The organism is Bacillus sp. FSL K6-2944 (assembly GCF_038005385.1).
Classification (GTDB): domain Bacteria; phylum Bacillota; class Bacilli; order Bacillales; family Bacillaceae_G; genus Bacillus_A; species Bacillus_A cereus.
In genome coordinates this window covers 544,913-570,000 of the sequence record NZ_JBBOTE010000002.1, presented here as the reverse complement: position 1 = coordinate 570,000, position 25,088 = coordinate 544,913, and the positions used below count along the sequence as shown (strand labels likewise).

Below are 25,088 nucleotides of genomic sequence, written 5' to 3'. Positions count from 1 at the left end.
CTCGATTCCCATATACTCTTTCCCAAAGTTCTTTTTTAACTTCCAAACATCGTATAACTCTGCTACTTTATGATCTTCATCTACTAAAAGTGTAAATGGCAATTCATGTTTCTCAATGAATTTCAAATGTCTATTCGCTGAATCAGGACTTACTCCAAGAATAACCGTATCCTTCTCTTGAAATACTCCATACGCATCACGAAAATCACATGCTTCAGTTGTACATCCTGGCGTCATATCTTTCGGATAAAAATAGAGAACTACATTTTTACCGCGGAAATCAGCTAGGCGAACTTCTTCTCCGTTACTTCCCTCTAATGTGAATTCTGGTGCCATTTCTCCTACTGTAATCATAGTTATCACTCCTACTCTTTTCCTTTACTATAACAAATGCTTCCTTATTTTTCATTGTCTATTACAGACCTCATCACAAAAGCAAAAGGGAGTGTATATCCAATTAGCGCTTCTGCGATTGCAATCCATCGCCCAATTCCAATCGGAGATATGTCACCATATCCAACAGACAATAGAGTAACTGCGCTAAAATATAAACAAACTTCGACGAGTTGAAAAGAATGAGCGTTCAAACTTTCTCCGTCCTCTTTCAAAACTGCGAAACCCATTTCCTCTAATACAACGTAACTTAATCCAAATGCGATTAGTACTGTTGTATAGATTAAAAATAATGTGGCCAAATTATAGAGCGAAAAAAAACGCGTTGAATCCGAATAGGAACTCCATAATAATTGGACACTTTTCAAAATAGCGATTGCTGCAATTAATAGAATAAATCCCCATAACATGTCCTCCACCTCATTTTATATGTATGAGGTGGAGAACTGATTTATCCCTTAGAAACGAACAAGCTTCTATAATTAATTACCAGCGCCACGATACCTTTTTACCCCTTGGTTCCAGAGGGTGATTGCAATCGTAAAACAGATAACACCAACAATTGGCGTCGCAAATGCATAACTATTCCATTCTGTTTTTCTTAAAAAGTATGCCGCTGGATATACTCCAACAAACGCAAACGGTAAAACAAACGTTAAAATGAAACGAATTACACGATTATAAATATTAACAGGATAGCGCCCGTAATTACCTATGTTATACATAAGAGGCATAATTGAACTTTTCGCATCCGACCAAAAACCAAGGCTCGCCAGCGTAACAAATATCCCTCCATATACAAGTGCTCCTCCTCCTACCATCAATATAAATAAGAAGAAATCATACCAGTAAAAAGATAATTGTAACTCCACAGCTGCATATCCCATTACAACAATCCCTGTAATAGCTCCAATTAAAGATTCAAGTTCCATTCTTTCTAATATAATTTGAAATAGGCTATGGATCGGCCGCGTTAATACACGATCCATCTCCCCTTTAATAATGTATCGATCATTAAAATCCCATATATTAAAGAAAGCTGAAAAGATGGCAAATGGTACTAAAAAGAAACCATAAATAAAGATTACTTCTTCTCGACTCCATCCCTTCAATGCTTGTGTATGCCCAAATACAACGAGAATAAATATTAAATTAACTGCTTGAAGCGATAAATCAGAAAGTAAACCAACGATAAAATCGCCTCGATACTCCAATTTTGTTTTTATATATTGACTTGCATATTGTAAAAATAAGTTTATATATAGCATCTCATCATCCCCCTTGTACAATTAGACGTTTTCTCGCCGTTCTCCACATGAGTACAATTGGAATAATAAGTACAATCGCCCAAATCACTTGAAATACTAAAGCCTCATACAACTTACTCCCCTGTATACCTTCAGAAAAAATCATACTTGGAATATAACTAATAGCCTGAAACGGTAAAAACATCATTGCTTTTTGGGCCCATAGCGGATAAAAACTAATTGGTAATAATAGACCTGAAAATAAATCAATAACAACGCGTTTTGCATACATAATCCCACTATTATTAAATAGGAAAAACGTAAGCATTCCCGTCATTAAATTAATTTGTGTATTAATAATAAAACTAAATATTAAAGATAAGAAGAAATATAACCAAGTTTGAAAATTTGTTGTAATTTGCAACGAAAATAATAACGTAACGATAACCATGCCTGGAATGGAAAAGAAGGCCAAACGGAATATTCCCTCGCCAAGACCTTGCATAACTTTCATTCCCAAATAGTTATACGGACGAATTAATTCTACAGCCACACGTCCTTCTTGGATCTCCATCGCAATTTCCCTATCTATATTATTAAAATAGAAGGCACGTGCCATCCACGCGATTGCGATATACGTGGTCATTTGCGAAATAGATAAACTTTCAATATTCTCTTTTCCACTATAAATTGCTTGCCATAAAAAATAGTAAGCACCGATATTAATCGTATAAATTAAAATCCCGCTATAGTAATTTGTACGATACGCAAGCATCATTAAAAAGCGAATTCGAATCATTTCAATATACTTACCCATGCGTAATACCCTCTTCATAAATGTTACGAATAATTTCCTCTGTAGACACTTCGTTAATTTTTAAATCTTTAATTTGAAAGGCTTGTACTACTTTAGAAATAAGCATTGAAATAATAACTTCTTCATTCGGAATTTTTGCAACCCATGCATTTTCCTCTTTTGCTTTCGACCAAACGACATGATTATCTGGCATAACCATTGATAAAGCCTGATAGGAAACTGGTGCAACAAACTGAAAGTGAATTTCCTTCTCCGCTCCCCACTGCGTACGAAGATTATTTAAAGAACCGTCATACATAATATTTCCTTCATCCAGCATGATAACGCGCTCACATAAAGCTTCAATATCAGTAATATCGTGTGTTGTTAATAAAATTGTTGTTTTATAACGTTCATTCATTTCTTTTAAAAATTCACGTATTTTCAATTTCACAAGTACATCTAACCCAATTGTTGGCTCATCTAAAAATAATAACGGTGGATTATGAATTAAGGCTGCCGCTAATTCACAACGCATCCTTTGACCAAGAGATAATTTTCGAACTGGTTTATCTAATAAGGGCCCTATATCTAACGTTTCAATTACGTGCTCCATATGCTCCTTATACTGAGCGTCTGATACACCATACACTTTCTTTAATAAACGAAACGATTCTTGTACTGCAATATCCCACCAAAGTTGCGAACGCTGTCCAAAAACAACACCAATTGTTCTTACAAATTCTTCTCTTTGTTTATGTGGGTTCATTCCATTTACTGTGATTTGCCCTGATGTCGGAGTTAAAATCCCCGTAAGCATTTTAATTGTTGTTGATTTACCAGCACCGTTCTCACCGATATAACCAACCATTTCACCTTGCTTTACAGTAAAAGATACATCATTTACTGCTGGTACTATTTTATAATTACGATTTAATAAATCGCGAAATGCACCCTTTAAGCCCGGACGACTTGAATAGGCTGTAAACTCTTTACGTAACCCTTGTACCTCAATTACCGATTTCATAATCGGACCCCCCTCCTAAATGTCACAACGAATAGTTTACCCAACTGCCTTCGCTATCACAAACAATACGTCTTTTCGAAAAACATGTTAGAATAATACATAGATTTTTGTAAGGAGATGAATTGTAGTGAATTTCACAAAGTCAGAAGCATTACATAAAGAAGCTTTAGAGCATATCGTTGGCGGTGTTAACAGTCCTTCTCGTTCTTTTAAAGCAGTTGGCGGCGGCGCTCCTGTTGCTATGGAACGTGGGAAAGGCGCTTATTTCTGGGATGTAGACGGAAATAAATATATCGATTATTTAGCAGCATACGGTCCTATTATTACTGGACATGCTCATCCGCATATAACAAAAGCAATTACAACAGCTGCTGAAAATGGGGTACTTTATGGAACACCAACAGCGCTAGAGGTAAAATTCGCAAAAATGTTAAAAGAAGCAATGCCTGCATTAGATAAAGTCCGTTTCGTAAACTCTGGTACAGAAGCAGTGATGACAACGATTCGTGTTGCTCGTGCTTATACAGGTCGCACAAAAATCATGAAATTTGCTGGTTGTTACCACGGTCATTCTGATTTAGTACTTGTGGCAGCTGGATCTGGCCCTTCTACTTTAGGAACTCCTGACTCAGCTGGCGTACCACAAAGTATCGCACAAGAAGTTATTACCGTTCCATTTAACAATGTAGAAACTTTAAAAGAAGCTTTAGATAAATGGGGTCATGAAGTAGCAGCTATCCTTGTAGAACCGATCGTTGGAAACTTCGGTATTGTAGAGCCTAAACCTGGATTCCTTGAAAAAGTGAATGAACTTGTTCACGAAGCTGGCGCACTAGTAATTTATGATGAAGTTATTACTGCTTTTCGCTTTATGTACGGCGGTGCTCAAGACTTACTTGGTGTTACACCTGACTTAACAGCGCTTGGTAAAGTTATTGGCGGTGGCTTACCAATCGGTGCTTACGGTGGTAAGAAAGAAATTATGGAACAAGTTGCTCCGCTTGGACCTGCATACCAAGCTGGTACAATGGCAGGAAACCCTGCTTCTATGGCATCAGGTATCGCTTGTCTAGAAGTACTTCAACAAGAAGGGCTTTATGAGAAGTTAGATGAACTTGGTGCAATGCTTGAAAAAGGAATTTTAGAGCAAGCAGCGAAACATAATATCGACATTACATTAAATCGTCTAAAAGGGGCTTTAACTGTATACTTCACAACTAATACAATTGAAGATTACGATGCCGCACAAGATACAGACGGTGAAATGTTCGGTAAATTCTTCAAGCTTATGCTTCAAGAAGGAGTTAACTTAGCACCTTCTAAATACGAGGCATGGTTCTTAACTACAGAACATACAAAAGAAGATATTGAATATACAATCGAAGCTGTCGGCAGAGCATTTGCTGCCCTAGCAGACAATAAATAATCCCGTCATTAAAAGGAAAAAAGAAAGCTCACCTTTCTTTTTTCCTTTTTTCTATTTCATAAATTACGTATTAATAGTATAATTATTCATAATTATCTGTTTTATATTCTTTTACAGCATTACTATCTCTGTGTACAAGGTGATTTGCGCCTTAAATAGTAAGATTATTCTAACTTTTACAAGAGGGGGGATTGACGGATGCTCAATAAAAAAAATACATGGACACCGTCTTTATTTCGAGATTATAGAAATGCAGAACATGATGCGTGTGGAATCGTTTCCGTTATGGAGAAACGAAAAATTGCTACAAAAGAAAACATTGACCTTTGCATACAATCACTCGTCAAAATGAATCATAGAGCTGGTTTCATTAATGGCGAGGGCGATGGCATCGGCATTCACATTGATATACCAAAAACACTTTGGAATGAAAAACTAAAAAGTAGCGGATATAATCCAACGATTGTGGATCATCCCCACTTTATCGTTGGACATTTTTTTCTAAATAAAAAAGAAAACATTACTGCCTTAAAAGATTATATTCGTACGCAATTAAACAACAAAAACTTTACTATTATTTTCGAAAGTGACGATGCAACAAACTCAGATGCGCTCGGTCCACTTGGTAAACAAGAAGAACCTTTATTTTGGCAAGTTGCCCTTATCGCAGAAAACGAAATTATAAATATTGAGCAAACATTATTTTCTGTCACAATAAAAATAGAGGAAAACGAAGCAATTCATGTTGCTTCATTAAGTCATGATCATGTTGTATATAAAGTTCTAGGTGCTGGTGATACGCTTGTTGCCTACTATAATGATTTACAACATCCGCTTATCGCTTCAACTATGACATTAGGACATAACCGCTACTCTACTAATACATTATCTAATTTTTTTCGTGTACAACCATTTAGCATTCTCGGACATAATGGTGAAATTAACACAATTGCGAAATTACGCGATCAAGCTGAAATGATTGATGTACCACTTACTGCAGGAGGCAGTGACTCTCAAGATTTAAACCGCACCTTAGAAACCCTACTTGTTCAATACGGCTACAGCTTATTTGAAGCAATGGAAATTCTATTCCCACCAATTATTAATGAAATTAAACTTTATGAAACACCTTTACAAGATTTATATACGTATATACGTGAAGCATGGGGACATTTTGCACAAGGACCAGCTGGCATCATTTCCCGTTTTAAAGATGAAGCTGTTTTCAGCGTTGATTCCCTTGGATTACGCCCAGTATGGAAAGTAGAGACAGAGAGCTCTTATATTTTCTCTTCTGAACCTGGAGTTGTATCACCAACTAAATATGTAGCAGAACCAAAACCACTCGCTCCTGGAGAAAAAGTCGGATTAAAATGGAATGAACAAGATGAACTTGTTCTTTATGAATATGACAAATATCAAATCCAAGTATATAACCGTTTTAAAAAGCGAATTGATACTACCAATTACCATTTAAATTTATCTATCCCTGAAACGAAAAAAATCCAAGGGCTATGTGATTCTGTTCAAGTTGAAACGAAACAATACGTCGCTTTCGGATGGGACCGAGAACATATTCAACTTCTTGAACAGATGGCAACAAAAGGCGTTGAGCCAATACGCTCACTTGGGCATGACTCACCACTTGCCGCACTCGATACTGATAGACGAAATATCGCTGACTTTATTAAAGAAAGTGTAGCTGTTGTTACAAACCCTGCAATTGACCGTGACCGTGAAATTGAACACTTCTCTACACGTACTGTACTTGGAGAGCGTCCAAGTTTATTAAGCGGCGCAAAACGGCCATTTGTAGTTGAAATGCTTTCACCAATTATTTTAGAAGGCAGCGTGGCACAACCTATTGCAGAGGAATTACACACAATTACGTACGAACAACTCATAGAGCTATTTAAGACTCATAACTCTATCGCCACAATCTCTGCTACATTCAGCTCGTCAGAAACTCTGCAATGCGCATTAAGCCGCATTAGTTCTGAAGCGATAGCTGCTGTTAACAATGGCGCTTCCCTACTAGTATTAGATGACGCCAAAGCCCATCTAAATGAACGATTGTGGATTGATCCACATTTAGTTACTGCTAAAGTACATCAAGCATTAAGTGAAAATAAATTACGCCGCAATTGTTCTCTCGTTATACGTTCTGGTGCTCTTCGCTCCTTACATGACATTGTCACACTATATGGATTAGGAGCAGATGGTATTAATCCATATTTATTATTCGCGACTGTAAATGATGGAACAAAAACACCAATTACGAATCTATATAATGCACTTAATAAAGGATTAGAAAAAGTCATTTCAACAATTGGAATTCATGAGTTACGTGGTTACGGACGTCTCTATTCATCTATTGGATTACATGAAGAAATCGCAAATATATTACAGATTACAAATTTCTTCGGTTCAAATGATTTAGCCTTTTCACTTGAATCACTTGTTGAAGATGCAAAAATACGAGCAGAGGATTATAACAATCCTAAAATTAGAATGCGAAAATCATTTCATATATTCCCGCGAATTTGGAAAGCAATCGGCGATGTTGCAAAAGGAAATTCTTATGATGATTACCGTGACAAGTTAAGTGAACTAGAAGAGAATAATCCAATCGCAATCAGACACCTTGTTCAAACGAAACAAACAAAACATGTCGTTCCAACTGAAGAAGTATCTATCGGCATCAAAAATCATAATTTACCATTTATTATTAGTTCTATGTCATTTGGTTCTCAAAACGAAATTGCCTTTCGCGCATATGCAGAAGCAGCCGATCAGCTAAATATGATTAGCTTGAACGGTGAAGGCGGCGAAATTAAAGATATGATTGGAAAATATCCACATACACGTGGACAACAAGTAGCATCTGGGCGATTTGGAGTAAATGCCGAACTACTAAACTCATCAAACTTAATTGAAATCAAAATCGGTCAAGGCGCAAAGCCTGGGGAAGGTGGGCATTTACCTGGTTCAAAAGTGACAGCCAAAATCGCTGAAGCACGTAATGCGACAATTGGCTCAGATTTAATTTCGCCTTCTAATAACCATGATATTTATTCAATTGAAGATTTAGCTCAAATGATTACAGAAATTAAAACAGCTAATCAACTTGCCAAAGTAGCCGTGAAAGTCCCTGTTGTTCCTAATATCGGAACAATTGCTGTCGGTATCGCTAAAGCTGGCGCTGATTTTATTAACATTAGCGGATTCGATGGCGGAACAGGCGCTGCACGTATTCACGCATTGCAGCATGTAGGTCTCCCTGTAGAAATTGGTGTTAAAGCCGCTCACAATGCTTTATTAGAAGCAAGCATGAGACATAAAGTAGAGATTTGGGCAGATGGTGGTATTCGAAGTGTAAATGATGCCTTGAAAATCATGCTCCTCGGAGCAAACCGTATTGGATTTGGCACACTATCAATGATTGCAATCGGCTGTACTACTTGCCGTGGGTGCCATCTAGATACTTGCCATGTTGGAATTGCGACACAAATCGAGTCTGAAGCACAAGCAAAAGAACACGGGTTACGCCGCTTCGTCCCACGCGAATTAGAAAGCGCAGTTGCTGGCCTGCTAAATTTATTCACCTCTTTCGGTGTAGAACTAAAACGATTAACAGGACAGCTTGGTTATACAAATTTACAAGCAATTGTTGGGCGTTCTGATTTATTAGAGCAAGTTCGAGGCGAAAATTTATTAAACTTACGTAATTTACTACAAATAATAGAACATCCATCTGTTACAACAACAGAAGGCGTATCGGAAAAACAATTTAAGACAGTTCATTCCGCTGACTCAAAAGAATTGGTAGGCGTTGGTGTAGAGCAACGCGTTATGGGTGGTCTAGAATCATGTTATCGCGTTCGCAGTAAACTATATGAAGCTACTCAACTTGAACCACTTACATTAAAGTATACGAATGGTTCTATTCCCGGAAATGGGTTAGGTGCTTACAATAGTGAAAATTTATTTATACACGTAAATGGCGGCGCACAAGATGGCATTGGTAAAACTTCCTTTGGTGGTGGGATTTATATAACGAAATCAAAAGGGAAAGACGGAGTATATTATAACGGTTCTGTCGGAAAAGGATTTGGATATGGTGCACAAAAAGGGGCACTATACGTACAAGGGAACGCTGATGCTCGCGCTGGCATTCGCCTTTCTGGGGCAGACATGATAATTGGAGGTAGAATAACAAAACCACTCCGTGAAAAAGAGCAAGGAAATATAGGTGCATACTCCAATATTAAAGGTTTTGCTTTTGAATATATGACAAACGGGCGAGCGCTTGTTTTAGGTGACCCTGGTCCATGGATTTGCGCTGGCATGACTGGCGGTGTTGTTTATTTGCGTCGTGATTCAAACTTAGGCTTAACAGAACAGGCCTTAAAAAGAAGAATCGCAAAAGGCGCAAATGTTACATTACAACCAATTAGTAAAAATGGTTTGAAAGATGTAACTGAATTATTGCTAGACTATATTCGTGTACTAAACGAGCACGAGCAATATGAGGAAGTTGCTTTGTTAACACCATTATTAGATGATATACAGAACAAGTTTTTTGAGATTATCCCGAAAAAAGAACAGGCAGATCCATCTATCTCAACAGAGTAAAATGAGTAATTTTCATTATTAAGAAAAAATTGACGAAGTACGCTTCTCATAGTAATCTATAGTAACAATTTGAGACCTGCTGAAATTCAGCAGGTTTTTTTACTAAAAACTGATGTTTAAAAGGAATTAGGAAAAATTATAAAGTGAAACTTTAATTAGCCTACACCAATCGGACGTTTACCGGCATCCAGCTTCTGAATTTTGAGGCGCGAATCTTACTACTCACAATTAGCGGGATAAAATGAACACTAATTTCTTTTAACGTCACTAAAATATCACTTGCTAACATATTGTAATGAATGTATAGTATCATGTTGTACATTCATTATGACAAGAGAAAGGATCTTATTAAGGGTATGAAACTTGGTGCTCGCATTTTAAAAACGGGTATTGCCATCACGTTAGCTTTATTTGCTTGTATTTTACTTCAATTACCGAGTCCGGTATTTGCGGGAATTTCAGCTATCTTTGCTGTTCAACCGTCTGTATACCGTTCTTATTTAACAGCACTTGAACAAATTCAAGCAAATGTAATTGGTGCGATATTTGCTATCGCATTTGCTACTGCTTTTGGACATAATCCTTTTATTATTGGATTAACATGTATATTAGTAATTGCTCTTACATTACAATTACGATTAGAAAACACAATATCAATTGCTTTAGTAACAGTTATCGCCATTATGGAGTATCAAGGCGAAGATTTCTTTAGTTTTGCCTTACTTCGATTTGCGACGATTATGATTGGTATTATTGCGGCTTCACTTGTAAATTTAGTATTTATGCCGCCAAAATATGAAACAAAACTTTATCATCGTATCGTTGATAATACAGAAGAAATTGTAAAATGGATTCGAATGAATAGCAGGCAGGCTTCTGATTTTACAACGCTAAAAACTGATATTGATCGTATGAAAGAAAAAATGATCAAACTAAACCATTACTATTTGCTGTATAAAGAAGAAAGAAGCTACACGAAAAAAGTAAAGTTCGCAAAAATTCGTAAGCTCGTTTTATTCAGACAAATGTTAGCGACAACAAGCCGTGCTTTAAGTACGTTAAAATCATTACACCGTACTGAAAATGAACTGCGCTATATGCCGGAAGAATTTCAGGAATCTATCCAAAACGAACTTGACTCATTAACGCATTATCATGAACAAGTTTTATTAAAATTTATTGGTAAAGCAAAAAAACAACAATCAGTCGAAATGCTTGATGAAGTTGAAACAGGTAAACAAGAATTAATTGATATCTTTATGGAATATCAAAATAAAGACGATGAAGAAGCATATAAAACATGGTTACATCTCTTCCCTCTTATTTCTTCCATCATTAACTATAGTGAAGAAGTAGAGCATTTAGATTTGCTTGTAGATAGCTTCTACACATACCATAAACCAGAAAAAGAACTCCAAATCGATGATAAAAAAGAAGACGAATAAAAAAACAGCTCCTTTTATGCTAAAGGAGCTGTTTCTGTTATATGTTGAAGTTGATATAAATTGTAATAAAATCCTCTTTTTTGCATTAACTCTTCATGAGAACCAGTCTCTTTAATCTCACCGTCTTCAATGTAAATAATCGTATCAACATGCGTAATCGTCGCTAATCGATGTGCAATTATAATCGTTGTCCGGTCAGCAGCTAACGTCTGAAGCGCCTCTTGAATATACCTTTCATTTTCTAAATCTAATGCTGAAGTTGCTTCATCTAATATAAGTACCGAAGGATTCTTTAGAAACACTCGTGCAATTGCCACGCGTTGTCTTTGCCCGCCCGATAGCTTCACACCACGTTCTCCAACGACAGTATTATAACCATCTGGTAAGTCTATAATAAAATCATGAATTTGCGCAGCTTTAGCAGCTGCAATCACCTCTTTCTCTGTAGCCTTCGGATTTCCATATAAAATATTAGCTCCAATTGTATCGCTAAACAATAAATTATCTTGCAGTACAATTCCAATATGACTACGCAAATTTCTCATATTATACTTTCTTACATCTATGCCATCTACATAAACCGTGCCTTCAGAAACATCATAGAAACGCGGGATCAAACTAGCAAGAGATGACTTTCCTCCCCCACTTGCTCCTACAAGCGCTACTTTCTCTCCAGGCTGCATAGTTAATGACAAGTTGTGTAATATCTCTTTTTCATCTACATTATAACGAAAAGAAACATTGTCAAATACAATTTCTCCATTTAATTTTTTCGTTTGTACCGCATTTGGCACATTAACAATATCGTATTTTTCATCTAACAGTTCAAACACACGGTCCATCGATGCAAAAGATTGTGTTAATGTTGTAGATGAATTAACAAGGCGGCGAAGCGGACTATATAAACTATCCATATATCCAACAAAAGCTACCATCGTTCCTAGCGTTAACTGTCCTTGAATTACTTCATATGCTGCAAAACCAATCACAAGTAACGGACCTAAATCGGTTAACGTATTTACTGCCGAAAATGTTCTTGCCGTCCAACTTGTATGGGTTAATGCTTTCGTTAAAAATTCATTATTTCTTTTTTCAAACTGCTTCCCCTCATACTCTTCTAACGCAAAGCTACGTGTCACTTGCATTCCTTGAATACGTTCATGCAAATACCCTTGCATCGTCGCTAACGCTTGTGAACGCTCTTTCGTCAATTTCCGAAGACGCCCGAAAAAATATTTCACTGCAATTACATAAATAGGTAAAATCAATAACGCAACAAATGTTAATTTTATATTCATAGAAAACATAACAATGATAGCAATAGCAATTGTTGCAGTATCTAACCAGACGTTCATCAAACCAGTAATTACAAAATCTTTCGTTTGTTCTACATCATGGATGACACGCGAAATAATCTCCCCTGTTTTTGTATTGGAGTAATAACGTAAACTTAACTTTTGTAAGTGACCGAAAATATGCTTCCGCAAATCATACAGTATTGTATTTGCGATACGTTGGGCGAAATATTGACGATAATATTCAATCGGTGGTCTTAATACCGCAAAAATAAAGAAAGCAATTCCAATCGCTGTTATTAATTGAGATGTTTTATCTTGAAGTGAGCCAGCGCCTTGAATTACATCATCGATAATATACTTTAATAACCACGGCATAATAAGTGGGATACCGAACTTAACTAGTCCGATAATAATTGTAATAGCAATAAGCCACCGATATGGTTTAACAAATTGTAAATATCTTTTTATGCCTTGCACATAATCCCCCCTCTAATAGGACAAACCTGCCGGGAAGCCCCCTGCAGGTTTGTTTTAATTTCTGTACATTAAATATCGTTCATACCACATATCTACGAAATCTGGTGCAAATGGACCTTTTCTTTGATGAATCCACTGTGTTAAATGTGCTACATTTCGTTTTAAAATTGTATCAATAACAGGTGGATACTGCATAATTTCACTATGTTTTTCATACTCATCTTCATCTAGAAGCGTATATGTCATATCTGGATATACTTTAATATCTAAATCATAATCAATATACTTTAATGCTTCAGGATCATACGCAAAAGGTGAGCTTAAATTACAATAATAATATACGCCATCTTCCCTAAGCATCCCAATCACATTAAACCAATAGTTGGCATGAAAATAGCAAATTGCTGGTTCACGAGTAATCCATGTTCGGCCATCCGATTCTGTAACTACTGTACGATCATTCGCTCCGATTACAAGACTCTGTGTCCCTTTTAAAATTGTTGTTTCTTCCCACATTCTATGAATGGAGCCATTATGTTTATAACTATGTATTTGTACTTTTTCTCCTTCTTTGGGAAATCCCATATATGCTCCCTTCTTTCAACTGCAAATGCCCTTTGAACGGCATTCACTTTTTTTCTATTATAACTTTTTTGTCGAAATTTTAAAACTAAAGGGATAAGACTCTATTTTTCAAACTGAATATGTAGGAGGTTTATCGTTGAATACTATGCCCCCACCGCTTCTTAGGAGATAAAAGGATTGTACTGTATTATTTATAAGCGAGGACATGTAATAGAAAAAGCCCTTCTCTATTTCCATACAAAGAAGGACTTTTCACCTAAAGATAACAATATATCTTATCCTAAATTTGAAATCATTTTTTCAGTTGCAAAAGATTGAATTACACTATTCGTTTGCTCTTCAAATTTCTCATGTAACATCTTCAACGCTACTTCTGTTCTATATATTTCCTGGCGGATAAAATGCAGTTCTTTTTTATCGCACGTATCTTTTTCATTCATTTCAATTTGTTGATACTTCTCTAGATGTGCTTGTAACTTTAACAATTCATCCATCGTTTCTAATTGCTCCCCTACCAACTTATCAAAATCGTTCATTACTTACCCCCTTTTGGACTTATTCATCAGTTATTATTCCTAATTACATAATTCTAATTGTTAACTTCCTTCTCCTTTGACTACATTTGTTGACTTATTAGAAGTTATGTCGTTCGCTTTCTTTTCATTACAACGATCCACGCAAAAAGAAAACACTTCTCCCGAATTAGAGAAGTGTTTTTCTTTCATTACTGATTTGAGCTAGAAGATTGTGATTGTTTTGCAGCTGACTTAGCATTTTGTTTTTTCACAGCATGCACGTCTGTTTCAGTTGCAAATTCTGTACCATAACTAGCGTTTGCACTTTGTGCACCAGAAGCTTGTGCTTTCTTTGCTTCTGATTGTGCGTTTGCTTGTTTTACTGCTTGTACATTTGTTTCAGTTGCAAATTCTGTACCATAACTAGCATTTGTACTTTGAATGCTAGCACCAGAAGTTGCCTTGTTATAACCTTGTTGTTTTTTACTCATCTTTCTCACCTCCACAATCAATAATGTAACCAATTCACTTAGAAGCTATCCGTAATTTTCTTTTGAATAATTTCCGCATATATCTTTTGTTACTTATTCAAACTATAAGAAATGGAGGTGGAAATATGTATATAGGACGCGATATGACTGAACTAACGATGATTTCAAAAAATGAATGGAAAGAAGATGAATTAGCTTATTTTCATCACTCACTACAACAGGTTCTGCCTTATTTAAATGTAGAAGGGCAGAGTATTTACAAAGAAATTGTAGTAGAAATTGAATCAAGAGGCGGCTTACAAGAAGGTGAAGCTAGTTGGACTCATGGGACAAAAATTTCTTACGATTAAAAAAGTGTTCCCTAGATTGGGAACACTTTTTTATTTATTGCATTGTAATTTTCTCCACACAATTTTCATAAATAGTACGGTGTGATTTTGAGAAAGGTAATTGCTCAAATACCTCTTTCGATACAAATTTTAATGTATCTGTATCAACAATATTACCGGTTACTTTTCCGTAAAATACAAATATATCCCAAGTACGATGTGTAAACGTATGTTGTACATTCATTGCGTATTCATCAATAGAAACCTCGAGCTCAAATTTTTCTTTCATATAATCTATAAGCTGTTCCTTCTGATTGCGAATACCTTCTCCAAGTTCAGCATTAGGAAACTCCCACATGTTAGCTAACAAACCTGTACTTGGACGTTTATTAATAACGTAACGACCGTCTTCAGTTTGAAGTACGCCTGCAACAATAGGTACCATTTTAGGAGCTTTCGCTTTACTTTTTACTGGTAATTCTTTTTGAACACCTTCAGCATATCCTCTGCAATGCTCACGCACAGGACAAAGTAAGCACGATGGATTTTTAGGAATACAAATCAATGCACCTAATTCCATCAATCCTTGATTAAAATAAGATGGGTTTTCTACTGAAATAATTTCACGCACAATCTCTTCAAAAACTTTTCGAGTCTTTGGTTTTGCAATATCATCCCATACTGATAAAATACGAGATAATACACGCATAACATTTCCATCAACTGCCGGCTCTGGTATACCATATGCGATACTTAAAATAGCACCTTTTGTATATGGTCCTACTCCTTTTAACTTTTCAATTTTCTTTACATCACTTGGTACAACCCCACCGTATACTTCTTTTACCTCTTTTACTGCCGCATGTAAATTACGTGCTCTAGAATAATATCCTAAACCTTCCCATGCTTTTAATACTTCTTCATCATCTGCGTTCGCTAACGCTTCAAGTGTAGGAAACTTCCCCATAAAATTTGCGTAATATGGTTTTACAGCTTCTACTCTTGTTTGCTGCAACATAATTTCAGAAACCCAAACACGGTATGGATCTTTATTCTTTCTCCACGGTAAGTCACGCTGTTCTTCTTCAAACCAACCAATTAAATCATTTTGAAACTGCTCTATATTAAAATTGTTTAGTATTTCAAGTGTCAAACTTGATCCCCCTCATTTTTTTGCATATAAGTACTATTATAAAGATTTTAGGAAAAAATTTAAGTAAGATGACATAGGAAATAGAAGGCAAAGGACTTGAGGTATCGAATAAAAAGAGTTACATTAATAAAAAACGGAGGTGGATTTCTATGGACACAGCCACTCACCTTGTTATGGGTGTCACTTTAGGTAGCTTAGCAACATTAGATCCAGCCATAGCACAAAGTGATATTGGCCCCCAAGCTGTTATGCTTGCTACAATTGCTGGTTCCAACATTCCTGACATTGACACAGTTCTAAAATTGCGTAATAACGCTAAATATATAAGAAATCATCGTGGGATTACTCATTCTATTCCCGCGGTAATTCTTTGGTCATTCCTTATAAGTGGCATCTCTTTCGCCTTCTTTTCAGAAGCTCCATATCTTCATCTACTACTTTGGTCATTTATTGCCGTCTTTCTTCACGTCTTTGTAGATATTTTCAACGCCTATGGTACACAAGCATTACGACCTTTCACAAAAAAATGGGTCGCACTTGGCATAATTAATACATTCGATACCGTAATTTTCTTTATCCATATACTTGCAATTGCTTGCATGCTCGTCGGTTCTCATAAGGGATATACAGCTTTAGCGGCATATATATTAATGATTGTTTACTATATCGGACGGATTATGATGCACAGAAATATAAGAAGCGTTGTACACAAACGTTTCAAAAATGTCGAAAAGATTATCATTTCTCCTTCTTACCGATTTTATCATTACCATTTAGCAGTCGTTACGGCTGATTATTACTACGTTGCGAGATGGCACCGTGGTAACATCATGATATATGACAAGTTCGATCGGGTACCGTTCCCAGACAACAATATTATGCGAGCAGCTAAACAAGATGAAAACATCTCAGCCTTCCTATCTTTCTCTCCTGTATATCGCTGGGATATTTTTGATCATGACCATTATTATGAAGTACGATTCATTGATTTACGATATCGAAGTAAAGATTATTATCCATTTGTTGCAATCGTTCAGCTCGACCACAATTTAAATATTATTAATTCCTATACAGGATGGATCTTTAGTGAAGAAAAGCTTCGAAAAAAACTGGAATTACTTCCACATTAAAAAAAGCGACTTAAGTCGCTTTTTTTAATGTTTCAAATGATCTTCTTGATTAATTAAATGACTATACTTCGGATTATTTGTCCGCATTTCATGAAGGCGTACACCATGATTATTAATCCATGATCGTACCACTTGTTCCGTCATTTCATCGCCTTGATAACGACCTGATTTTGCATAAGTTGTTTGAAAATCTTCCCATAGTAACTCAACCCACGCACGAGCTTGTGCGTAAGAAAGCTTGTCATTCTTGTCTAATAATTCTTTCGTTAATGTTTCATAAATATCATTCATATTATAATCTCCTTTTACCTATTTATCCCTTCATTTCTAAAGGATAGTTTCTTCAATTTTGCACATTCTATAATTGATACTTCTTAAAAAGGTATCAACCGATAATGAGGAGGGCGTTCGCAATGGGTAAACAAGCCGAATTTTGGTCTGAGTCAAAAAACAACAGCAAAATCGACGGTCAACCGAAAGCGAAATCACGCTTCGCTTCGAAACGACCTAACGGCACAATTAACACGCACCCACAAGAACGTATGCGTGCTGCAAATCAGCAGGAAGAGTAGTACAAATTAAATTAACTTCCTACACGAGGTGATAAAGATGAGCTACCGTGATCGCTTAGATAGTCGTTCTGAATTATTTAACCATACGTGGACTCGTCCAAAACATGCGAAAGCGCAAGTTAACGGACAGACGCAACAAACCCAGTCTCTCATTATATTGGCAAATGAATGTAAAAAACGCCAATTTTAGAATCTCCTATCTCCTTTAACGCCTACCAAAGATGAAAACCAGAGAGATATGTGCTCTCTGGTTTTTATTTTTCTTGCAATAAGGAAATTGGTATGCCAATCTCTTCATTATCATTTTGCTTATATCCCCAAGCAAATACCCCATTGAAATACGTAATTTTAAATAATACACCAGGTTCTTCTACTAATTCATATGTTTCACCAATATGGAACTTGTTTATATCCGTCATATAAGCACGAGCCATTGCCATTTTTCTCATTAATACATCAAATTCATTGACAATCCCAAGCTGCTCAGCTTTTACTGCTTGCTCCTTCAAAGCGCCAATTTCTTCCCTTAGCTCATGCGGTGTCATTTCACTGTAGCGTTTTGGCATATTCATCTTATTCTCCTCATTCCTCTTCGCGTTTCATTTGCAAAAATATCTCGATTTCATCAATAGAGAATCCTTTTCGATATAACGCTTGTTTCATCTTGTTTTCAAATGTCCATCCATCATGCTTCTTATATTTCTCATAATATTTATTCCCATGATAGTGTAACGCTTCTTGTTGCTTTTCGTCATCTTTTTCGTCTTTCAATTCTTCCAAACAAATTTGAATTACTTCTCTAGAATATCCTTTTCGAACAAGCATCTCATCTAACTTTAGTTTCATTTGTAAAAAAGAATGTTTTTGATAAGATTTTTTCTTCTTCTCTATGAGAAACAAGGCATTCTCAATTTGCTTTTCCTTCGGATATTCTTGTAAACTATGTGTAATAATTAAATCCTGAACACCTTTATTTAATAACTCTCTTTTAATAACAGTTGGACCTTTTCGATTCACATTACTTTGCGTTCGCGTATATAAAACAGCATACTCTTTATCATTAATATATCGGTCATGTAATAATTTCGAAACGACTTCAGAGATGATGGCCTGTCCCACTTCTTTTTTTCGTAAAAAATCTTCTATTTCTTGTTTTGTTCTCATTTGATAGGATAAATAGGAGATTGCTTGTAAATATGCTTTTTGTACTTCTTCATTGTACAAAATATTCCCTAACTCGATTTCATCAATTTCTAAGCCCTTTTGTAATCCATGTTTTATTAAGATTACTTGATCCACACTAAATCCGTACTCTTCGCCTTGACCTTTATCAATATAAATATTAAATCGTTCTTTCGATCGTTTTTGTACTTCTATTTTTGTAATGACAGCCATACTCTCACCTGTTATGAAGTGACCTTTGTCAATAGTTTTTCACCCATAATATTTTTCTTGATGGCATACAAAAGCTTCAGAAATAAGATCTATCGACAGTTAACCACTCTGTTATTCGTGGATTGGTTACCTCAGGTTAATGGTTCGTCGTTAGGCTCTTATAATCTCACTGCGTGGATCACACCTTTTCAAATTCTAATAAATAGCTTGTTTATCAGAATTTCAGCCATGCCAGAAGAGGTGAGTCATAGATAGCCAGACCTGTAATTCACTATCTCTGAAGCTCATCTATGCCATCAATTGATACCTTTGGTTTCTAACTATGAATGAATCAATCAACTTCATATCCTTCCCTCTTTATTTTCGGTGAATTTTACCTGTTTCTAATCCCCATATAAAACACCCCAGTTCTCTTGCGATAGCTGTAACGGCAACATTTCTAGGTTTCCCTTGATATATCATGCGATAATATTTTCTTTGTAACCTTTCTACAGCCTGATCCGCATAAGCAATCACTTCGCTTCGTTGCCCTTTTTGTCTTGCTTTCACTCGCTTCGATTTTAATCCGATTGTTCCTTTTACCAACGCATTTGCACATTCTACAAGAGTAGACCTAACGGTCGAATTTCCTTGTTTTGTAATCGAACGTCGACTGATTTTTTCTCCACTTGAGCTTTCGCTTGGTGTCAATCCTACATAAGCCATAAATGCTTTAGCCGTGGGAAAACGAGTGAAGTCTGCAATTTCCACATGAACAGTCATTGCCGATGTTGTATCTATACCTTTTAAGCATCTTAAATTTGCGATTGGTTCTTCGTACCTTTCACGATGAGATAATTCTTCTAATCTCAGACTGAACCGCTCAATTTTATCGACTAGAACATCATACTGTAATAGGTATTCGCCTAACGTTTCTTTGAATAATCCTTGTAGATCAAGATTCTTTAACCATTTCATATAAGCGATTGTCCAGCTTGATTTCCCTTCATACACATAGCCATGCCTTAAAAGGAATGCTTTTATCTGTTGTTTTATTTTTTTCAAAGATGTTTTAAAATCACCTAACATGCGGATATACTCTTTCACGGCAACATCCTCTTCTTCTGGAACATATACTTCTTTATAGGTGCCATTTGCTAAATTAAGAGCAATCATTTTGGCATCGAATTTATCATTTTTAACCATTTTATTTTTTGATGAACTGTACATTGTTGTGGGAGCTAAAATATCACAATCAATTCCATTTTGTTCAAGAAGATTATGAAGTGAATACCCTAAACAACCAGCCTCATATCCAGCTTTAATTTTTATATCTTCACCATATTTTGTTTTCAGTTTCTCAACGAATTTTTTTACGAGAGATACATTTGAAGCACATCGTGCTTCTCTTACAATTTCCCCAGTTGTTCCGTGTAGTGCACATAAGCTAAAACTTTCCTTGTGGACATCCATCCCAATATAGATTATATTTTCCATAGTGGCCTCCTATTATCATAGGGTATAACCCCATTCATAATGTTTTCATTCATTATTATGGGTTAAAATCCCTGACTTGATAATCTAGGAGGTCGCTTCATATTATCTCACTACTCACTGGTTTTATTGGTAGCAAAGGTCTGGATAAGGTTGGACAAGTAGGAAAAGTAGCATCTGTTACAAGTCTTACAAAAGGGAGATCACTTCTAACAAACTCCTCTGCATACAGAAATGCATTGCATATATTAAATAACTATGAATTCATACCTGGAACTCCTTTCTCATATGCAGGAGTTGGAAGTATCCAACAGTATTTGCAGAAAGCAGCTCCATATACTTATGAAGGTCCAAATGGCCCTAAGACAATAAGATTAAGAAAAGGTGAGTTGGCAGGAGACAAACATCCTGTTACAGGTATTCCGTATGATGCAGATGGGTTCCCTATTTTTAAATCTAAGGGTGAGGTAATCCTCAAAGAGGCAGACTTCAAAAAATCTAGACCAACACATTTTAGAAAATGTAGTAAAGCATTATACGAACAAATAATAAAAGACCCTGATTTAGCTTCAAAATTTACGAAAGAAGAAATTCAAATGTTTAAACAAGGTGAAACACCAAAGCATTACACGTGGCATCACCATCAAGATACTGGTAGAATGCAACTTGTAGATTATCAGATACATCACGATACTGGCCATACAGGTGGGTATAGAATTTTGGGAAAAGATAGCGATAAATAAGGAGTGGCAAAAATGAACAATATTACATGGTCCTTTATGAGTAAAACACCAGTTACAGACGAAGAAATCCAAAAGGTAGAACAATATTTTAATATTAAATTACCCAACGATTTTGTTGCGTGCGTGAAGAAATATGACGGGGGATACCCTAACCCAAAAGTATTTGATGTACCAGAACAAGATGAAAATGTATTCAGTGACCTCTTAACTCTTCATGTAACTACTCAGCTTCTTCAAATAAAAAAACAGGCCAAATACATGTTTCCGATTCGAAAACATGAAAAGAAAATACTCCAATCAGAGAAAGAATCTATGCCAAATAGAGAAATTCTCTTATGAAGTCGTGTTATTCCAAGGAACCGTTCTAGTTTCTATGACTTGGTTTATCGCTTGTAAGACCGATTGTTTTTGTTTTTTCATGGTACTCATAAAGCTTCGTATCTGACAAAAAGATTCTGCGCCTTTCTTACTTCGGAAAGTCCCAGACACTTTCTGTTTTACTTTCGTCATCCGAATATCCCGTTCTGCTTGATTGTTATCAAATGGAATGGCTGGATGTTCTAAAAACGCTAGAATTCTGTCAGAATACTTGACGAAGCGATTCCATAAATTTTGAGAAGGCGTCTGCTTTCCTTTCTTCTTTTGTTTCGTGGAAAGAATCTGTTGTTCTTTCAATATGGATTGATACATAATAAACAGATTCTTTTGCGTCGCTTTTGGCATGGTACCTTCGGATTGCTTTTTCATCGTCAACGCTTGCGTTAGAAATTTCTGCATCTGTTGTGCCCATTGTTCTCCAGTACTATCTATAATTCCTTGTAAATCTCGTAAGAGATGGGCATTACATAAAACGTGACGACAATCTGTATACGCATCATACGATTTCCAACCATCATGCATCGCAATTCCAGAAAAAGATGGCAAGATTTCTCCAGCATCCATTGCTTCTTTTCCACGTTTTTGATGAATATGTTGCAATGTCACCTCCGGTGTACTGGCAGTATGTAACCATTGTGTTTTGTTTTCTACACGCATACCAGTTTCATCAAAATGGACAACAGGAGACTGCAGAATCTTTTCCTTTACTTCTTTTATGAATGGCTGCAATTGAGAAGCGAAAGCCTGTGTATGATTTACCAGGGTTCCTTCGCTTATAGAATGTCCAAAACAATCCTGAAAGAATTCTTTTGTTCGCTTCAAAGAAATGCATTGATAATGCGTTAAATAGGGAATCAGTCTTTTTATATTTGGACCATATTGAACAGGACGAGATACTGTCGAAGGAAATTGGGCTTCTTGGATAGAATGGCAATGTGGGCATTCTTTCTGTTCTACTTTATGTTCTGTCACTTCGATCTGAATAGGTGGTAAGTCATACACTTGGCGAATGCGATACCCTTTTACAGGCTCGTGGTTCAAGGAAGTATGACAACAAGTACAATATGTAGGAGAATGTGTAATCGTATGATCTGGAGTCGCTGTCAAACCAAGAGTATGTCCCTTGTGGCCCAACTGGCCACCCGTTTGACGATGAGACGGTTTGCGCAAACTTTTTGTAACGGGCTTACCCAAACCATCTGTAGAAGGTGGCTTATGACTATTTTTGGAGTTTTTTTTTGAAGCATTTTCTAGTTCTTGTATACGTTTTTCTAACTTAGAAAATGTTTCTTCAAATAAAGAAATAACAGCTTCAGGTCCTTTTTTATATGTATCTAAAATAATTTTTCGATCGACCATAAGATTCACCTCCCCTGTTTGATATACTCAGTATTTACAAATGGGAGGCATATGAAACTAGTAAAATTTAAAAAAGACACCGAAAGGTGGCTGAGTAGTTACCTCTTCATATAGAAGATAAATATTCGATTGTCCAAAACTATGAAGGTATAAAAGATAGATTAGTTGATAAAGTATACCCTTTTGCTAGAGACCCGTTTGGTAACCTTCTATGCTTTGATTACCGAAATAATCCCGAAGCTCCAACCGTTGTATTTTGGGACCACGAGGAAGAAGAGATGGAAGAAGCAATTTACCCTGTTTGCTCCTCTTTTACAGAATTGCTTAATAGCTTACGTGCTTTTGAAGACGAAGAAGATGAATAAATTACTAAAAAGAAAAGGCACTCGTAATGAGTGCCCTTCTTCGACTTGAAAACCACTTTAATTTTAATAACATCATCTGACTTGAAAAATGTATCAGGAAAATCTGTTCCATTGTTATTTTATCATATTTAGTTGTGGTGTTTATTGAGAAATATAAAATCAACCACCACCATCGCCATGTTCCATTAATGTATGAACATGACTGTGATCTTTCTCGGTAGGACTGTATATACCAATTACTAGCATAAACGCTGCCATAATCCCTAGTACCCTAATCGTTATTTTCTTCATTTTAACGCCCCCTTATCAAAAGATTTTTGTCTTGATTGTGAGCTTGCATAAAAATATTGACTTGCTTTAGTATGTTGATTTTCTTCATAGAACTTGATTGCTAGCTTTTCCTCATATTCCTGAAGGTACTCATATAATTCTTCTCTTTTAAAATAAGAAATTCCTTTAAGAACAATCTCTTCTAATTCTTCGGCAGAAGCATTGTCATTCAACGCTTTTAAAATTGCGAAATGATGTTGGTATCCCTCAATTTGTAAATCATTACAAATTGCATACCCTTTTTCAATAAGCTCAGTAGCGCTTTCGTATTCTTTTAATTTGTAATGTTCTTTTGCTTTGACATATATAGCCTTATAATGATTTGGCGATTTTTCAACAACTTCCGAAAGATAACGAAGAGCTAACGTAGATAGATTTTGATTAGAATACATCCACCCTAAATTATGTCGAGCCATAATAATAAATTTCTCTTCCCCGATTTTTTGGAAGCGATCCATTGCAGCTGCAAAGTGTTCTTCAGCTAGCGACCATTCTTTTAGATTTATACAAGATAACCCTAGCATATTATCACAAAATGCCACGTTCGCTTCATAACCTTCATGTTTTAAAAACATATCTTTTGCTTTCGTTACTTCTTTGATAGCTTGAAGAGATTGTTGGTTGTCATAGTAGGAATACCCTAATTTATAGTAGAATTCAGCTTTTTCTAGTTCGTCAGGGATATATTGAAGTAAAGATTCTGCTTTATAATAATGATCTTTTGCCAAAATATGATTTCCGATTGCATCAGCATGAATTGCTTTAAAGAAATGATAATAATATGTTAGGAAGTTATCAGTAGGCATATCAAATGATTCAATTGTATCAAAACTATCTTTAGATACACCTAAATTATCTATCAAATAATTGTACCTAAAATCTAATAGGGAATAGTAAAGTAGTAATTTTTGATCTTGTAATGATTCCTTTTCTTCATTTTTTAACTGTTGAATCATGCTATCAATCTGTTCTTTCATGCGGTGTGCATTATCAATGTTTCTTGATCTGATTTCTGTATACCACTCATTCAATAGTTGTGTAATCTTCTCGCTCCTAGTAGAAGTAAACATAAAATCCCTCCTCCTTTATATATCTTTATTTAATGATAACAGAAAATTACAAAAAAGGATTAACATATTTCCGTTTCTATTTTCTAAATAATTAACTGAATATTATATACATTCGGGTGGGTATGTATTATTTACAGAAATATCTTTAAAAGGGTATAATCTAATTAATTTAAGGGGGGACAATCATTGAAGGTTATTCCGTCTATATTTAGGGGATTCCGTTTAATAAGTAGAGTTATAAATCCGATATTAAAGGCATTATCTAAAAGTAAATTTTAAATTTCATAAAAATAAAAATCCCCTTCTGCATATAATTGCAAAAAGGGATTTTTCAGGTTAATTTACGGATACTTACCATAAATATGAAATAAGAAATGGTGTATTTTTAGATTACCCGTTACCAATACAACAGTCAATATATGAGTACTAGCATTAAAAAATTAATTGATATTTATT

The 25,088-nt window shown here is 35.7% G+C and carries 24 protein-coding genes and 3 pseudogenes (1 of these 27 cut by a window edge); 10 read left to right on the top strand and 17 right to left on the bottom strand.

Annotated features, from left to right (window positions below):
- The 5 genes from bcp to MHH55_RS23960 form a co-directional block, all read right to left on the bottom strand.
- Window positions 1–354: the 5' portion of a thioredoxin-dependent thiol peroxidase gene (gene bcp, locus MHH55_RS23980; RefSeq protein ID WP_000633710.1), read on the bottom strand. 102 nt of this gene lie to the left of the window's left edge; only the first 354 of its 456 coding nucleotides appear in the window; it begins with the start codon at window positions 352–354; its stop codon lies off the left edge, out of view.
- Between the two features lie 44 nt (window positions 355–398).
- Window positions 399–803, bottom strand: coding sequence for a potassium channel family protein (locus tag MHH55_RS23975; protein WP_000964343.1), 405 nt, complete (start codon window positions 801–803; stop codon window positions 399–401).
- Window positions 804–875: 72 nt separating this feature from the next.
- Complete coding sequence (locus MHH55_RS23970) at window positions 876–1,661, bottom strand: ABC transporter permease (RefSeq protein ID WP_000965773.1); 786 nt, start codon at window positions 1,659–1,661, stop codon at window positions 876–878.
- A gap of 4 nt (window positions 1,662–1,665) precedes the next feature.
- Window positions 1,666–2,457 (bottom strand): ABC transporter permease, encoded by a 792-nt coding sequence (locus tag MHH55_RS23965; protein ID WP_078187105.1) that lies wholly within the window; start codon window positions 2,455–2,457, stop codon window positions 1,666–1,668.
- Window positions 2,450–3,463, bottom strand: coding sequence for an ABC transporter ATP-binding protein (locus MHH55_RS23960; RefSeq protein ID WP_000843655.1), 1,014 nt, complete (start codon window positions 3,461–3,463; stop codon window positions 2,450–2,452). Before MHH55_RS23960 ends, MHH55_RS23965 begins: the two co-directional genes overlap by 8 nt.
- A gap of 127 nt (window positions 3,464–3,590) precedes the next feature.
- Here MHH55_RS23960 and hemL point away from each other — a divergent pair, with 127 nt between their 5' ends.
- From hemL to MHH55_RS23945, 3 genes are all read left to right on the top strand, one after another.
- Window positions 3,591–4,889 (top strand): glutamate-1-semialdehyde-2,1-aminomutase, encoded by a 1,299-nt coding sequence (gene hemL, locus MHH55_RS23955; protein ID WP_001011863.1) that lies wholly within the window; start codon window positions 3,591–3,593, stop codon window positions 4,887–4,889.
- A 198-nt stretch (window positions 4,890–5,087) separates the two neighbouring features.
- Window positions 5,088–9,524, top strand: a complete 4,437-nt coding sequence (locus MHH55_RS23950; RefSeq protein WP_000932766.1) for a glutamate synthase-related protein — start codon at window positions 5,088–5,090, stop codon at window positions 9,522–9,524.
- A gap of 356 nt (window positions 9,525–9,880) precedes the next feature.
- Window positions 9,881–10,969, top strand: coding sequence for an aromatic acid exporter family protein (locus MHH55_RS23945; RefSeq protein WP_000765787.1), 1,089 nt, complete (start codon window positions 9,881–9,883; stop codon window positions 10,967–10,969).
- 14 nt (window positions 10,970–10,983) lie between these two features.
- Here the strand turns inward: MHH55_RS23945 and MHH55_RS23940 are convergent, their stop codons facing one another.
- The 4 genes from MHH55_RS23940 to MHH55_RS23925 form a co-directional block, all read right to left on the bottom strand.
- On the bottom strand, window positions 10,984–12,744 hold the full coding sequence (locus MHH55_RS23940) for an ABC transporter ATP-binding protein (RefSeq protein ID WP_001161599.1): 1,761 nt from the start codon (window positions 12,742–12,744) through the stop codon (window positions 10,984–10,986).
- Between the two features lie 54 nt (window positions 12,745–12,798).
- Window positions 12,799–13,329, bottom strand: coding sequence for a nucleoside tri-diphosphate phosphatase (gene ntdP, locus MHH55_RS23935; RefSeq protein WP_000506622.1), 531 nt, complete (start codon window positions 13,327–13,329; stop codon window positions 12,799–12,801).
- A gap of 275 nt (window positions 13,330–13,604) precedes the next feature.
- Window positions 13,605–13,865: a YgaB family protein gene (locus MHH55_RS23930; RefSeq protein WP_000997575.1), complete on the bottom strand. Its 261-nt coding sequence runs from the start codon at window positions 13,863–13,865 to the stop codon at window positions 13,605–13,607.
- A gap of 188 nt (window positions 13,866–14,053) precedes the next feature.
- Entirely contained in the window at window positions 14,054–14,335 is a 282-nt protein-coding gene (locus MHH55_RS23925) for a gamma-type small acid-soluble spore protein (RefSeq protein ID WP_000039035.1), read from the bottom strand.
- Window positions 14,336–14,460: 125 nt separating this feature from the next.
- Between MHH55_RS23925 and MHH55_RS23920 the strand changes: the two genes are divergently transcribed.
- On the top strand, window positions 14,461–14,685 hold the full coding sequence (locus MHH55_RS23920; RefSeq protein WP_000275436.1) for a hypothetical protein: 225 nt from the start codon (window positions 14,461–14,463) through the stop codon (window positions 14,683–14,685).
- A 34-nt stretch (window positions 14,686–14,719) separates the two neighbouring features.
- On the opposite strand, the gene mutY is transcribed toward MHH55_RS23920, so the two are convergent.
- Window positions 14,720–15,817, bottom strand: coding sequence for an A/G-specific adenine glycosylase (gene mutY / locus MHH55_RS23915; protein WP_000171397.1), 1,098 nt, complete (start codon window positions 15,815–15,817; stop codon window positions 14,720–14,722).
- Window positions 15,818–15,966: 149 nt separating this feature from the next.
- Here mutY and MHH55_RS23910 point away from each other — a divergent pair, with 149 nt between their 5' ends.
- Window positions 15,967–16,947, top strand: a complete 981-nt coding sequence (locus MHH55_RS23910; protein ID WP_000379135.1) for a metal-dependent hydrolase — start codon at window positions 15,967–15,969, stop codon at window positions 16,945–16,947.
- A 24-nt stretch (window positions 16,948–16,971) separates the two neighbouring features.
- On the opposite strand, the gene MHH55_RS23905 is transcribed toward MHH55_RS23910, so the two are convergent.
- Window positions 16,972–17,238 (bottom strand): YfhJ family protein, encoded by a 267-nt coding sequence (locus MHH55_RS23905; protein ID WP_000998166.1) that lies wholly within the window; start codon window positions 17,236–17,238, stop codon window positions 16,972–16,974.
- 122 nt (window positions 17,239–17,360) lie between these two features.
- Between MHH55_RS23905 and MHH55_RS23900 the strand changes: the two genes are divergently transcribed.
- Window positions 17,361–17,519: a small, acid-soluble spore protein K gene (locus MHH55_RS23900; protein ID WP_000517891.1), complete on the top strand. Its 159-nt coding sequence runs from the start codon at window positions 17,361–17,363 to the stop codon at window positions 17,517–17,519.
- Between the two features lie 37 nt (window positions 17,520–17,556).
- Entirely contained in the window at window positions 17,557–17,709 is a 153-nt protein-coding gene (locus MHH55_RS23895) for a YpzG family protein (protein ID WP_000122093.1), read from the top strand.
- A 64-nt stretch (window positions 17,710–17,773) separates the two neighbouring features.
- Here MHH55_RS23895 and MHH55_RS23890 read toward each other — a convergent pair whose 3' ends face one another.
- The 3 genes from MHH55_RS23890 to MHH55_RS23880 all read right to left on the bottom strand — a co-directional run bounded on the left by MHH55_RS23890 (window position 17,774) and on the right by MHH55_RS23880 (window position 20,390).
- Entirely contained in the window at window positions 17,774–18,091 is a 318-nt protein-coding gene (locus MHH55_RS23890; RefSeq protein ID WP_001057020.1) for a YfhH family protein, read from the bottom strand.
- Between the two features lie 10 nt (window positions 18,092–18,101).
- Window positions 18,102–18,914: a recombination regulator RecX gene (gene recX / locus MHH55_RS23885; protein ID WP_000268502.1), complete on the bottom strand. Its 813-nt coding sequence runs from the start codon at window positions 18,912–18,914 to the stop codon at window positions 18,102–18,104.
- A gap of 357 nt (window positions 18,915–19,271) precedes the next feature.
- The gene (locus MHH55_RS23880; protein ID WP_340880263.1) at window positions 19,272–20,390 is read right to left on the bottom strand and encodes an IS110 family transposase; all 1,119 of its coding nucleotides are present in this window, start codon (window positions 20,388–20,390) and stop codon (window positions 19,272–19,274) included.
- A 101-nt stretch (window positions 20,391–20,491) separates the two neighbouring features.
- Between MHH55_RS23880 and MHH55_RS23875 the strand changes: the two are divergent.
- A pseudogene (locus MHH55_RS23875) lies at window positions 20,492–21,130 on the top strand (HNH endonuclease); the annotation flags it as partial.
- 12 nt (window positions 21,131–21,142) lie between these two features.
- Window positions 21,143–21,373, top strand: a pseudogene (locus MHH55_RS23870) (SMI1/KNR4 family protein); the annotation flags it as partial.
- A gap of 90 nt (window positions 21,374–21,463) precedes the next feature.
- Here MHH55_RS23870 and tnpC read toward each other — a convergent pair.
- A complete protein-coding gene (gene tnpC, locus MHH55_RS23865; protein WP_100910632.1) occupies window positions 21,464–22,867 on the bottom strand; it encodes an IS66 family transposase in 1,404 nt (467 codons plus the stop codon).
- A gap of 98 nt (window positions 22,868–22,965) precedes the next feature.
- Here tnpC and MHH55_RS23860 point away from each other — a divergent pair.
- A pseudogene (locus MHH55_RS23860) lies at window positions 22,966–23,232 on the top strand (SMI1/KNR4 family protein); the annotation flags it as partial.
- Window positions 23,233–23,391: 159 nt separating this feature from the next.
- Here MHH55_RS23860 and MHH55_RS23855 read toward each other — a convergent pair.
- Window positions 23,392–23,523 (bottom strand): hypothetical protein, encoded by a 132-nt coding sequence (locus MHH55_RS23855; RefSeq protein WP_255850262.1) that lies wholly within the window; start codon window positions 23,521–23,523, stop codon window positions 23,392–23,394.
- Window positions 23,520–24,632, bottom strand: coding sequence for a response regulator aspartate phosphatase (locus MHH55_RS23850; RefSeq protein ID WP_078187549.1), 1,113 nt, complete (start codon window positions 24,630–24,632; stop codon window positions 23,520–23,522). The genes MHH55_RS23855 and MHH55_RS23850 overlap by 4 nt, the downstream gene beginning before the upstream one ends.
- Window positions 24,633–25,088: the final 456 nt, after the last annotated feature.